The organism is Sphingobacterium sp. R2 (assembly GCF_040760075.1).
In the GTDB taxonomy this organism is placed as follows: domain Bacteria; phylum Bacteroidota; class Bacteroidia; order Sphingobacteriales; family Sphingobacteriaceae; genus Sphingobacterium.
In genome coordinates this window covers 1343343-1356812 of the sequence record NZ_CP142884.1, presented here as the reverse complement: position 1 = coordinate 1356812, position 13470 = coordinate 1343343, and the positions used below count along the sequence as shown (strand labels likewise).

Below are 13470 nucleotides of genomic sequence, written 5' to 3'. Positions count from 1 at the left end.
AATTAACGTTTATATATTGTCAGGTAAATATACCGCTAATACTACGGAAAATTCGTAAAATAATGTTAAATAATTATATAATTAAAAAGACCTTCAATTTTGGAAAAAATGATTAGCTTAAAACACTGTATTCCAAAAATATAATGACAAAAAAAAGAGGCCCGACAAATAAGTCAGGCCTCCATTACAAATGAAAAAAATATTTTATTACCTTTAATCTACATTTAAGTTCAATTCTTTTTCCTTATTGATTAAATGGGCAATACTCGTATCATTCAATATCTGCAACATGGCATTTCTTACCTCAACGAATGTATCGCGTATGCCACAGGCATGCTCTTGGGTACACTCCTCGCAGGAGCGGTAGAAATTTAAACTCACACAAGGCAGCAACGCGATGGGTCCATCGATCAAGCGCATAACCTGCGATAAGAAAACATCCTCTGGCGCCTTATTGAGACTATACCCGCCCCCAGCACCTTTCTTGCTATAGAGAATTCCGGCATTTCGCATTTCGAGCAGAATCTGTTCCAAAAATTTCTTGGGAATATTCTCTTCCTGCGCAATCTTTACGATTTGCATAGGCTCATTACCGTAGTTACGACCAAGCACCATCAGTGCCTTTATTGCATATTTTGTTTTTTTGGAAAGCATACTTTATTAACCCCCTGTTGAATCGCAAATTTACGTTTTTTATTCAATAGAATAAAACCCGCACCATTTCATGCGTAGAACAGCTGTAAACACCCAAACGGGGTTTCACCTCGCTATACTGGAAACGTATCTACTGCATTTTCTTATTGCCCCAATACCGCCGTGATGGGTTTTCCAATACTGCCATTTGGTTCGGTAATGTGCAAAAGTGCCGCAATTGTAGGTGCAATATCCACAATATGTACCTCTGTATTGGAAACTCCGGGCTTGATGCCCCAACCCATAAATACCAAAGGAATATGGGAATCGTAGGCAGACCAGGTACCATGGGTCGTACCGGTCGAGCGAGGCGTACCATCGTACCACTGTGGTTCGCAAACAATCTGGATAGCACCACTGCGCTTAAAGTTATAACCATTGATCATTTTTTCCCGAATAGGCGCTGGAATCATCAGGCTTTCACCCTTCTCCATATCAGCAACATAGGCCACGCCTTCGGTATGACGAAGTTCACGAATGATGGTTTCTTTTATTTTATCGCGATCCAACTGTAAAGAATCGATCAACTGATTGTTTAAATGAACCTGATAATTCATCATGCTTTTTACAAGCTTCTCTTGTCCAAATTTATCTTTAAGCGTCTTGTTAAGACCTGTGATAATCTGACGGGAATAGAAATAACCTCCATTTCCTTTCATATCCATAAAAAACCGAGAGTTATAGGAAGCGCCATGGTCTGCCGTCATAAAGAACGTATAATTACCCTTGCCCACGGTGTTATCCAGGTATTTGAAGAATTCGGCAAGTTGTTTATCAAGTTGCAGATACATATCTTCAATCTCCACGGCTGTTAATGAATAGCGGTGTCCAACGTAATCTGTCGCAGAGAGACTCACACAAAGAAAATCGGTATTGTTAGTTGGGTTATTACCCATCTGTTCATTTTTGATTGCCTCCATGGCCATATCCAATGTAAACTGATTGCCCATTGGCGTGGTTTTGATCAGCTCGTAGCCCTCGTCTTTCATCAACTTGGAAGTGGCGCGAGGTAGTGTAGGTTTCTCTTCACCCGGATACTTACCTTCATAGATATTGTCATCTGCAATACTGTTGGCAGCGTATGTACTGATGTCATACATAGGCTTCCAGTCGCCTTTCAGATATTTCTCAGCTAACTTTTTCTTATTGAAGTCCACCACCCATTTTGGAAGTTTGTCCATATAGAAATTGGATGTAATCCAATCACCCGATTTTGCTTCAAACCAATAGGCCGCATCGGCAAAATGCCCTGCCGGCAAGATCCCTCCGCGGTCTTTAATCGCGATACCGATGACTTTGGATTTAAAGTTGGAGGCTAATTTTAATTGATCGGTTACAGTAGATGCAAGCAAATTGCGTGGAGACTGTTGCCCCTCCTTTGCGGTAGTACCTACACCGACAACATAATCGTCCTGCGTACAATACATATTCTTTCCGGTCTGTTCTTCAATCCAGTCGTTACCCGCAATCCCATGTATGGAGGGAACAGATCCTGTATAGACCGAACTGTGCCCAATAGCCGTATAGGTCGGAATATAATTAATCAATGTATTTTCGCAGGAGAACCCTTCTTTCAAAAGTCGTTTGAAACCATCATTGCCATATCGATCGGCAAAACGATACAAATAATCCCACCGCATTTGGTCCACCATCAGGCCGACAACCAATTTTGGTTTTTCCGGCTGCTGCGCCATGGACGAAAGCGCTGCTATTCCAAGGACGACGCTTAAAAAAAATCTTTTAATCATAATCGTATTAAGTATTAAACTATTTGTTTTATCAATTTCACAGGCTAAAGTAGGGTTTAATCTTTTAAATGTGCTTTTAAAAATTGCCCTGTATAAGAATCTTTACAATGAATTAGTTCTTCGGGAAGACCGGCAAAAACGAGTTTACCGCCTTTATTTCCGCCTTCAGGACCAATATCAATGACCCAGTCGGCCGATTTAATCATATCCATATTGTGTTCAATCACCAAGATACTGTTCCCTAAAGCAATCAATGCATCAAATGATTTCAAGAGCTTTTTGATATCCTGAAAATGCAAGCCTGTCGTTGGCTCATCAAAGATAAAGAGTGTCTTCTTGCTATTATTTCCTTTGATTAAGAAAGAAGCGAGCTTGATCCGTTGGGCTTCACCTCCCGATAGGGTACTCGACGATTGACCGAGTTTAACATAGCCCAGTCCGACATCCTGTAAAGGCTGCAGTTTGACCAATATTTTAGGCTGGTCTGCAAAGAATATGATCGCTTCATCAACACTTAGCTCGAGAACATCTGCGACCGACTTATTTTTGTACTGTACATCAAGTACAAACTGCTTAAATCGTTTTCCACCACAGGCCTCACAGGGTAAAACAATATCAGCCATAAATTGCATTTCAATTTTAACTTCGCCTTCACCCTGGCAGACATCGCATCGTCCACCTTCAACATTAAATGAAAATGCAGCAGGTTTCAATCCGGCAGCTTTAGCTGGTGCCTGACTGGCATATAAAGCCCTGATTTCATCCCAAGCTTTCACATACGTGACCGGATTGGACCTCGACGAACGGCCAATCGGGTTTTGATCGACCATTTCAACTTGTTCAACTCGGGCAATATCTCCCTCAATCGAATCATAAATACCCGTTTGTTCCCCGGAGTAATTGCCAATAGACTTCTGCAATGCAGGATAAAGGATACGCTTCACCAACGAGGTTTTACCGGATCCCGAAACACCGGTAACAACCGTGAACGTATTCAATGGAAATTGTACATCAATTCCCTGCAAATTATTTTCATGGGCTCCCTTAATGGTAACGCTATTGGTCCACGAACGGCGTTTCTTAGGGACTTCAATCCGGCTTTTTCCACTCAGGTATTGACCGGTCAAGCTTTTACCATCCTTTAGAATCTGCTGATAGGTACCCGCAAAGACCATCTCACCGCCATGGATACCTGCTTCAGGTCCGATGTCAATCAGATAATCCGCAGATTCCATCATCTCTTGCTCATGTTCGACTACAACCACGGTGTTACCCACATCGCGAAGTGATTTCAGTACAGAAATCAGGCGCTGTGTATCACGCGGATGGAGACCGATACTTGGTTCGTCCAATACATAAATAGAACCTACAAGCGAACTTCCCAAGGAAGTCGCCAGATTGATTCGCTGCGACTCTCCACCTGAAAGGGTATTCGATAGCCGATTCAAGGTTAGGTAACTTAATCCAACATCGCACAAAAATTGCAATCTGTTATTAATTTCAGCCAGCAGTCTTTTGGCAATGACCAGTTCATTACCCACCAGTGGCAAACTTTTAAAGAATTCCAGCGCCTCTTCTAAAGGCATCAATACAACATCTGTGATGGATTTTCCGCCAACTTTGACGTAAGTCGCATCCTTCCGTAATCGTGTGCCACGGCAGTCTGGGCAATCTGTCTTCCCACGATAGCGAGATAACATCACCCGGTATTGAATTTTATAGGTCTGGGATTCGAGCTCTTCAAAGAACTGCGTAAGACCAGCAAAATATTTATTCCCTGTCCACAAGAGCTCCTTTTGCGCCTTAGTCAGATCCATGTAGGCACGATGTATCGGAAAATCGAACTTTAATGAACTTTTAACAAGCTTTTGTAGCCACTCGCCCATTTTCTCTCCTCGCCAAGGTGCTATTGCGCCGTCGTACACCGACCGGCTTTTGTCGGGAATAACAAGATCGGGATCAATACCAATGATTTTACCGTAACCTTCACATCGGCGACAGGCACCATAAGGGTTATTAAAACTGAAGAAATTTGGAGTAGGCTCTTCAAATGTTATTCCGTCGAGTTCAAATTTATGGGAGAAATGATGGCGCTGACCATTTTCTTCCATATAGAGTTCACCCTTACCTTCGAAAAAACCAGTTTGGATAGAATCAGAAAGTCGATTTACCGTATCATCATCCTGTTCAATACGCACGCGGTCGACAACAATAAGCACTTCTCCATCTTGGAGGTCTTTATTGGCGATGGCTTTGTCCTCTATCACCGCTTCAACTTTCTGCATACGATCTCCGTAGAAAATACGCACAAAACCTTTCTGCAAGAGCAGAGAAAGTTCTTCCTTTAACTTACGCCCATGAGAGGGAATGAGCGGAGCAAGAAGCGTCACGGTCGTATCATCGCCTAAATTCAGCGCAAAATCCACCACTGAGCTCACACTGTCTTTCGTCACCTCACGACCGGATATAGGAGAAATTGTCTTTCCGATACGGGCATATAACAATTTCAGATAGTCATAGATCTCCGTCGATGTGCCTACCGTCGAGCGGGGGTTGGAGGTAATGACACGTTGCTCAATGGCAATTGCTGGAGCAATACCTTTGATGTAATCAACCTCCGGTTTGTTCATCCGCCCCATAAATTGTCTGGCATAGGAAGAGAGACTTTCGACATAGCGTCGTTGGCCCTCAGCATAAAGCGTATCAAAGGCTAAGGAGGATTTTCCTGAGCCCGACATTCCAGTGATAACAACTAGTTTATTTTTAGGGATATCAACGTCAATATTCTTTAAGTTATTAACTCTTGCTCCCTTTATCTGAATATATTCTTTTGGAGTATGCTCCACCTGTTTACTCATAATAATCCTTATCTCACACAAAGTTACATATTATGGCTGATTATATTCCTGCGAATTAAAAAGCAGTTCGGTTTTCTTTAGTACATAAAAAAGCCATCGAATAAAATATTCGATGGCCTTTTTATGTATAATGTCCTACTATTGACTATTGAAATTTCTTCGCGTTAACTTTACGCTCGTTTTCAGTCAAATAGATTTTACGTAGACGCATTGATTGTGGTGTCACCTCAATATACTCGTCGGCTTGAATATACTCCATACATTCTTCCAATGAGAATTTGATTGCCGGTGCAATACGGGTGTTGTCATCAGAACCAGAAGCACGCATATTTGTCAACTGTTTTCCTTTTGTCACGTTGATTGTTAAATCATTGTCACGGATGTGCTCACCTAAAATTTGTCCCTCGTATACATCCACACCTGGATCTACGAAGAAACGACCACGGTCTTGTAATTTATCGATGGAGTAAGCAGTTGTTGAACCTGTATCCAAAGAGATCAATACACCGGCCAAACGACCAGGAATTGTACCTTTCCAAGGCTCATAACCTTTCAAACGGTGCGCCATAACAGCTTCACCCGCTGTTGCTGTCAATACGTTGTTACGTAAACCGATGATACCACGTGAAGGAATTGAGAACTCAAGATGTTGCATATCCCCTCTAGCTTCCATAATCAACAACTCACCTTTACGTTGCGTAACCAACTCAATTACTTTTCCTGAGACATCAGAAGGTACATCAACAACCAGTTCTTCGATTGGCTCACATTTTTGTCCATCGATTTCTTTGATGATAACTTGTGGCTGGCCTACTTGCAACTCATAACCCTCACGACGCATTGTTTCGATCAATACGGACAAGTGAAGGATACCACGTCCGTATACCAACCAAGCATCTGGAGATTCCGTAGGAACTACGCGTAGTGCTAAGTTTTTCTCCAGCTCTTTTTGTAAACGATCGTAGATGTTACGTGATGTGACCAATTTACCTTCTTTACCGAAGAAAGGCGAGTTATTGATCGTGAACAACATGTTCATTGTTGGTTCATCAATGCTGATAACTTCCAATTGCTCCGGATTTTCGAAATCTGCGATTGTATCACCGATATCGAAACCTTCAATACCTACTACAGCACAGATATCACCTGCATGTACTTCAGATACCTTAATACGGCCCAGGCCTTCAAATACCTGTAGCTCTTTAACTCTTGATTTTACAACTTTTCCGTCGCGTTTCACCAAAGAAACCGGCTGATTTTCTTTGATTGTACCACGAGCCACACGACCGATAGCGATACGTCCGACGAAAGTTGAGTAATCCAATGATGTTACCTGCATCTGCAAAGTACCTTCAGATACTTCTGGAGCAGGGATATATTTGATGATAGCTTCCAATAAGTCAGTGAAGTCTTCGGTACGATTTTTCCAGTCTGTAGACATCCATCCTTGTTTTGAAGAACCATATAATACCGGGAAATCCAATTGTTCTTCAGTAGCTCCTAAGTTGAAGAATAAGTCAAAAACATGTTCGTATACTTCTTCAGGACGACAGTTTTCTTTATCGACTTTATTGACAACAACGATAGGTTTAATACCCAAGCCTAAAGCTTTACCTGTAACGAAACGTGTTTGAGGCATTGGACCTTCAAAAGCATCTACCAATAGTACTACCCCATCGGCCATCTTCAATACACGTTCAACCTCACCACCGAAATCGGCGTGACCTGGCGTATCGATGATATTGATTTTAACACCTTTATATGTTACTGATACGTTCTTAGATACAATAGTGATCCCGCGCTCACGCTCTAAATCATTATTGTCTAGGATTAATTCACCAGCATTTTCATTTTCTCTGAATTGATTGGTAAAATATAAAATTTTGTCTACAAGCGTAGTTTTACCGTGGTCGACGTGAGCGATGATCGCAATGTTTCTAATGTTTTGCATTGAGCAAGAATATTTTTATAAAATTTTAGGGTGCAAAGATAAACATTTTGCACCACAAAATTTATAACTATGTGTATTTTATTTAATTACACCTAATTCTTTACCTACTTTGGTAAAGGCGGCGATTGCTTTATCCAGGTGAGCAACTTCATGTCCTGCCGAAATCTGCACACGGATACGAGCTTTTCCCTGAGGTACAACAGGATAGTAAAAACCGATCACATAAATTCCCTCGTCTAACATCTTGGATGCGAATTCCTGCGCTAATTTTGCGTCATACAGCATCACAGGCACGATTGGATGGAAACCTGGTTTGATATCAAATCCAGCAGCTGTCATTTTTTCACGGAAATAAGTTGTATTGGATTCCAATTTATCGCGCAGTGCCGTTGTCTCACTCAGCATATCCAAGACCGCTACAGAAGCCCCTGCAATTGCGGGTGCTAAAGTATTCGAAAATAAATAGGGACGTGAACGCTGACGTAACAAATCGATGATTTCTTTTTTGCCAGAAGTGAAACCACCAGAAGCACCGCCTAGCGCCTTACCCAACGTACCTGTAATGATATCTACGCGATCAATCACGTTGAAAAGCTCGTGTGTACCACGTCCAGTTGCTCCGATAAAACCGGTACAATGCGATTCATCGATCATCACGAGCGCCTGGTATTTATCTGCTAGATCACAGATCTTATCCAGTGGAGCCACAGATCCATCCATAGAAAATGCGCCATCTGTAACAATGATTTTATGTCGAGCGCCGGACGCAGCCTGCAATTGTGCTTCCAAATCAGCCATATCTGCATTTTTATAGCGGAAACGTTGTGCTTTACACAAACGAACACCGTCAATGATAGAGGCATGATTTAATTCGTCAGAAATGATCGCATCCTCAGCCCCAAATAACGGCTCAAACACACCACCATTCGCGTCGAATGCGGCTGCATATAAAATAGTATCTTCTGTTCCGAGAAACGTAGAAATTTTTGCTTCTAACTCTTTATGCACATCTTGGGTACCACAGATAAAACGTACGGAAGACATTCCATAACCGTGGGTATCAATCGCCTTCTTAGCAGCTTCAATTACTTTTGGGTGCGAAGACAGACCCAAATAATTGTTCGCACAAAAATTGACAACTTCTTGTCCTGTACTCACTTTGATGTCTGCTCCTTGGGGGGTAACGATCACGCGCTCTTGTTTATACAATCCCGCTTCTTTGATTGCTTCCAATTCCTTTGCTAAAACTGGTTGTAATGTTGTGTACATAATTCGATTTTAATTTTTTGTACAATATTACAGTTTTTTCATTGGAATAACTTGTGTTACCTTCCCAGATGAACGTTATTCACGGAGAATTTATACCAAATCAATGATTTGGTCATATTAAACCGATTGCATAAAATGCGCTTTTGTCCCCGCTCTGCAGCGCCAATAAAAAAAACACGAATAAGCGTAAAAGCCATCGTGTAACAAAAGGTCTTATGTTTCTTAAAAGTAATTTCTTATCGCTCCTAAAAGCAATTAAATTACTGAAAGCAGAGGGATAGGTTATTCGTATCGGAGCGCATCGACCGGATCCAGTTTAGATGCTTTTGAGGCTGGGTAATAACCCGACAACATCCCAACGAGTCCACATACCGCAAAGCCCATAATAATCGCTCCCCACGGTATTATAAAAGATGTACCGAGCTGCAGGGCCAGGATATTACCGATCAGAATACCTATAAAAATTCCGGCAACACCACCGATCATGCAAATCACAATGGCTTCCATCAAAAATTGTTTACGGATAACACTCGGTGTTGCACCGATTGCCTTACGTATGCCGATCTCGCGTGTGCGCTCGGTGACCGAAACAAGCATAATATTCATCAATCCGATGGAAGCCCCTACAAGGGTGATAAAGGCAATCACTACAGCTCCTAAAGTGACCATTGCCATATTCTGCATCAGCATCTGGGCAACCGCATCGGACTTGGTAATTTCAAAATCGTTGGTTTGCCTGGAGGCCAATCCACGGATATTTCTAAACACGATAGTAGCTTCGCCAATGGCCGCTTCCAATCGCATCGGATCGTTGGAAGAAACCGTGATCACATAGGACGGCTCGGCACCCTGCATCACCGACCTTGCCTTGATCAGCGGAATAAAACATGCCCTATCTCCCCCCATCCCCGCAGAGGAACCTTTACTTTTTAATACCCCGATAACCAAATAACGAATATTGTTAACGGTAATAAACTGCCCCACGGGATCAATGATTTCATTGAAAAGCATTTTACTGACTTCACTGCCGATGATAATAACACCACTGCCGGTTTCTACCTCCCTAGTGGAAAAATTACGGCCTTCGCTGATAACATAACCCGAGGTCTGTAGATAATTTTCATCGGTACCTATCAGGCCGATATTGGGGTTTGTCTTTTTGGATTGAAATTTTGCAGTCGTAGTCCAGCTCACATTGGCACTAACTGATGTCAACGCATTAAAGTGAAAATCTTGTTTAAATCGAGCGGACTGCGCATAGGTTATATTAGCGAAGACTTTGGAGCGCGTCCCCTCATTCCCGATGCGAACATTGAGCCCCCGGTTGCGGATGTTAAAAGAGTTTGACCCCATCGATGAAAAGGAATCTGTCAGGGAATTCTTCATGGCATCTATCGAGGTCAGCACCCCTATAAGAGCCATCATTCCTATGGCAATAATCAGTGCTGTCAGAAATGTGCGCAGCTTATTTCCTACAATAGACTGTAGTGCAAGCTTGACATTCTCAACATAAGACATTTTTACGGCCATAAAGCTAATATTAGGATTTGTAGGGATGAAAATACTGTAATTCCCGCACAAAACCAAAAAGGCAATTTACTGCTATGGAATAAATTGCCTTTTTGGCCGTGACCGCAGCTGTGCCTGCTAGCGGACTATGCTGATTTGGCGGCTGTTACAGTTGTTAATGAATTCTTTTCCATGTCTCTGTACGTCCCAGCAGGCTCACGCCCATATAGCCCCTGATATCAAGCTTATCTCCCTTTAGCGTCATCTTACAGCTATATGTTTTGCCTGATTTGGGGTCGTAAATCTTTCCGTCAACATAGGTACTGCCATCTTTTTCAAAATTGGTCAAGATCTCCAGGCCTTGTACATTTCTGCCCTGTAGTGCTTTATCGGGATTTTTTATATCTTTCTTTGGCTGACCTGCTTCGTTGTTTGGAAATTTGAGCCAATACAGTTTACCAAAAAACTTATCGCCTTTTTTGTAAATTTCAACACGGCCTTCGCCACTTGGATTTTCCCATTTTCCGATGATGGGATCTGTTTGCGCAAATAATGTTACTGTAATCAGCAACATTAGGAATGACATCATAATTTTCTTCATGGGTTTATTATTTTTATGAGCATGTGAAGCTCTGTATAAATTCTTTATAAATAAAGATAAGAAATATTTACTATGCCCGCATATATTCAATATAAAACTATAGCTAGTTACCAATAAAAAATGATTATCCGATTCAGCAGATAACGCGTATAAAAAGCCTTTTCTTCGCAATACCCAGAATTCATTCGATAAATAAAGTTTGGCATTGGGTTTGCAATATTATAATCATATTATTTCTTTTTTAACTATTTACATAAATTAGCACATATTATGAAATTTATTATTAGTCTTCTACTTACCGGGTTGGTCGTGGCAGTTGCCTGCTGGCTTGTCCCGGGCGCTCATGTTGCTGGATTTGGCTGGGCCATTGTTACCGGACTTGTGATTGGATTTGTCAACGCAACTGTAGGATCGATTTTACGGTTATTTACGTTCCCGTTAAATTGGCTAACGCTGGGTTTGGTATCCTTTATTATTACAGTATTGATGGTTCTGCTGTCAGATTGGCTACTCGGTTCAAAATTTGATGTAGATGGCTTTTGGACTGCCGCGCTATTTGCCATCGTCGTTGCCCTATTAGAAATGATTGTTGGTAGTATATCAAAAGATTAAAATACATTATATTACGTAGTTGAAGGTGTTCAAATCAATTGATATGAACGCCTTTTTTATTTCTTATTCTTAACCTCAGCCTATTAATACCACATCCCTATCTGCAATCCGCTCGCTATTTACGGCAGAAATCGTTAAATTTAATTTTTAAAAAGAAAAGCTAATATATGTGTGAACACAACCACGAGCATAGCAATGCCACACACGAGCACTCCTCCACCACAGAGGAGCAGCCTTGGTGGACTGCACAGAGCAAGTTGCTCATCGCTCTTTTCATCCTGCTTACTTTACTTCTACTGAAATATGCTTTCAAGATCACTCTTCCGTCGGGAATCAGTTTGGCCTTAAATAGCATCGCTTACCTGCTTGCGGGAATACCCGTTATCCTGATGGCTTTCCGTAAGGCAAAAAGGGGGGATATTTTTAATGAATTCTTTTTGATGACTGTGGCGACCTTAGGTGCATTCGCTATTGGAGAATTTGAAGAAGGTGTTGCGGTGATGGTATTCTACCAAATCGGAGAATGGTTTCAGGACACCGCCGTAGACAATGCCAAAAAATCGATCAAATCACTATTGGATATCCGTCCCGATACTGTGACTGTAGTGCGAAATGGACAACAGCAACAAGTAAATCCAAAAACTGTCTTACCTGGCGACACCATCTTGGTAAAAGCAGGCGAAAAGGTGGCCCTTGATGGTAAGTTAAACACAGAGAAGGCCACATTTAATACCGCGGCTTTGACGGGAGAGAGTAAACCTGACACAAAATATAGGGGTGAAACGGTTTTTGCGGGGATGATTAATTTGGAAACGGTTGTGGAGATCGAGGTCTCCAACAAATTTGAGGATAGCAAGTTGAGCAAAATTCTCGAAATGGTACAAGATGCTACAGCACGTAAATCCAAAACGCAGTTGTTTATTGCCAAATTTGCCAAAGTATATGTGCCGATAATTTTTAGCCTTGCTCTATTGGTGCTTATTGTACCCCTATGCTTTGTTGATGACTATAGTTTTAAGGACTGGTTCTATCGGAGTTTGGTCTTCTTGGTGATTAGCTGCCCCTGTGCGCTGGTTGTTTCTATCCCCTTGGGGTATTTTGGAGGCATAGGCTTAGCCTCGCGAAACGGAATATTATTTAAGGGAGGCAACTTCCTCGATGCCATTACCGCAGTTGATACTGTAGTAATGGATAAAACAGGTACACTCACAGCGGGGGTATTTGAAGTAACGGAGGTTGTTGCAGTCAACGGAGATCCCCAAGAATTATTGGATTATGCAAAAGCAATAGAGGTACATTCCACACATCCCATTGCAAAGGCGATAGCCAGCTATAATCCAGGCAGCACAGCCCTAAAAACGGAAAATATTCAGGAAATTGCAGGTCATGGACTTTGTGCTACGGTGAATGGAAAGAAAACACTAGCAGGCAACAGCAAGCTACTGGACAAATACAATATTAGCTACCCTGATGAGTTGAGGAAAATGGTCTATTCCATTGTAATGCTCGCCATCGACGGCCAATATGCAGGTTATATAACCGTTGCAGACCGAATTAAACCAGGATCGAAGGCTGTCATTCAGGCAATGCGTGCGCAAGGTCTTTATACCGTTATGTTATCTGGCGATAAAACAGCGGTGGTAAACGAGGTAGCCAAAGAGCTGGGGCTGAACGAGGCCTATGGAGACCTCCTCCCTGAGGATAAGGTTAGCCATGTACAGCAACTGCTCGATCAAGGACGCCATGTTGCCTTTGCCGGTGATGGTGTAAATGATGCACCAGTAGTTGCGTTAGCACAGGTAGGCATCGCAATGGGTGGACTGGGTGCTGATGCGACGATAGAAACAGCTGATATCGTAATCCAGAACGATGAGCCCAACAAGATCTTATCGGCCATCAAAATCGGAAAAATAACCCGCAATATTGTCTGGCAGAATGTAATCTTGGCAATGGGCGTAAAGGTCATTGTTTTGATCCTTGGTGCCGGTGGTGTTGCAACACTTTGGGAAGCGGTTATAGCGGATGTCGGAGTCGCACTCTTGGCGATTTTAAATGCTATCCGAATACAGCATAAAAAAGTATAGCAATGAAGTTATCCAAAAAATCAGATGGTAACAGTTATACAAATTAGATCGTTGAAAAATATTGTGGTCGAATACACCTATAATTAAAAAAAAGCGTGGCTGTCCAAAAGTTGAACAGCCACGCTTCCTATGTTTCACTCATGAT

At 42.0% G+C, this 13470-nt stretch carries 9 protein-coding genes; 2 read left to right on the top strand and 7 right to left on the bottom strand.

Features of this window, described 5'->3' with window-relative positions:
* Nucleotides 1–213: 213 nt before the first annotated feature.
* The 7 genes from VXM68_RS05680 to VXM68_RS05650 form a co-directional block, all read right to left on the bottom strand.
* Nucleotides 214–654: an Rrf2 family transcriptional regulator gene (locus VXM68_RS05680; RefSeq protein WP_046673766.1), complete on the bottom strand. Its 441-nt coding sequence runs from the start codon at nucleotides 652–654 to the stop codon at nucleotides 214–216.
* 143 nt (nucleotides 655–797) lie between these two features.
* Entirely contained in the window at nucleotides 798–2441 is a 1644-nt protein-coding gene (gene pafA, locus VXM68_RS05675) for an alkaline phosphatase PafA (protein WP_367210674.1), read from the bottom strand.
* 56 nt (nucleotides 2442–2497) lie between these two features.
* Nucleotides 2498–5299 (bottom strand): excinuclease ABC subunit UvrA, encoded by a 2802-nt coding sequence (gene uvrA, locus VXM68_RS05670; RefSeq protein ID WP_367210673.1) that lies wholly within the window; start codon nucleotides 5297–5299, stop codon nucleotides 2498–2500.
* Nucleotides 5300–5444: 145 nt separating this feature from the next.
* The gene (gene typA / locus VXM68_RS05665; RefSeq protein WP_075990515.1) at nucleotides 5445–7250 is read right to left on the bottom strand and encodes a translational GTPase TypA; all 1806 of its coding nucleotides are present in this window, start codon (nucleotides 7248–7250) and stop codon (nucleotides 5445–5447) included.
* 78 nt (nucleotides 7251–7328) lie between these two features.
* Complete coding sequence (kbl, locus tag VXM68_RS05660) at nucleotides 7329–8519, bottom strand: glycine C-acetyltransferase (protein WP_293956197.1); 1191 nt, start codon at nucleotides 8517–8519, stop codon at nucleotides 7329–7331.
* Nucleotides 8520–8801: 282 nt separating this feature from the next.
* Complete coding sequence (locus tag VXM68_RS05655) at nucleotides 8802–10049, bottom strand: ABC transporter permease (RefSeq protein WP_293956198.1); 1248 nt, start codon at nucleotides 10047–10049, stop codon at nucleotides 8802–8804.
* A gap of 154 nt (nucleotides 10050–10203) precedes the next feature.
* A complete protein-coding gene (locus VXM68_RS05650) occupies nucleotides 10204–10629 on the bottom strand; it encodes a DUF2147 domain-containing protein (protein WP_293880058.1) in 426 nt (141 codons plus the stop codon).
* 270 nt (nucleotides 10630–10899) lie between these two features.
* On the opposite strand from VXM68_RS05650, the gene VXM68_RS05645 reads away from it, so the two are divergent.
* Entirely contained in the window at nucleotides 10900–11241 is a 342-nt protein-coding gene (locus VXM68_RS05645; RefSeq protein ID WP_293956199.1) for a phage holin family protein, read from the top strand.
* Between the two features lie 167 nt (nucleotides 11242–11408).
* Nucleotides 11409–13325, top strand: coding sequence for a heavy metal translocating P-type ATPase (locus VXM68_RS05640; protein ID WP_367210672.1), 1917 nt, complete (start codon nucleotides 11409–11411; stop codon nucleotides 13323–13325).
* Nucleotides 13326–13470 lie beyond the last annotated feature (145 nt).

Coding starts and splice junctions, on each gene's coding strand:
- VXM68_RS05650 (WP_293880058.1), bottom strand. CDS start 10,629: ATGAAGAAAATTATGATGTCATTCCTAATGTTGCTGATTACAGTAACA.
- VXM68_RS05640 (WP_367210672.1), top strand. CDS start 11,409: ATGTGTGAACACAACCACGAGCATAGCAATGCCACACACGAGCACTCC.
- VXM68_RS05645 (WP_293956199.1), top strand. CDS start 10,900: ATGAAATTTATTATTAGTCTTCTACTTACCGGGTTGGTCGTGGCAGTT.
- uvrA (WP_367210673.1), bottom strand. CDS start 5,299: ATGAGTAAACAGGTGGAGCATACTCCAAAAGAATATATTCAGATAAAG.
- pafA (WP_367210674.1), bottom strand. CDS start 2,441: ATGATTAAAAGATTTTTTTTAAGCGTCGTCCTTGGAATAGCAGCGCTT.
- typA (WP_075990515.1), bottom strand. CDS start 7,250: ATGCAAAACATTAGAAACATTGCGATCATCGCTCACGTCGACCACGGT.
- kbl (WP_293956197.1), bottom strand. CDS start 8,519: ATGTACACAACATTACAACCAGTTTTAGCAAAGGAATTGGAAGCAATC.
- VXM68_RS05680 (WP_046673766.1), bottom strand. CDS start 654: ATGCTTTCCAAAAAAACAAAATATGCAATAAAGGCACTGATGGTGCTT.
- VXM68_RS05655 (WP_293956198.1), bottom strand. CDS start 10,049: ATGGCCGTAAAAATGTCTTATGTTGAGAATGTCAAGCTTGCACTACAG.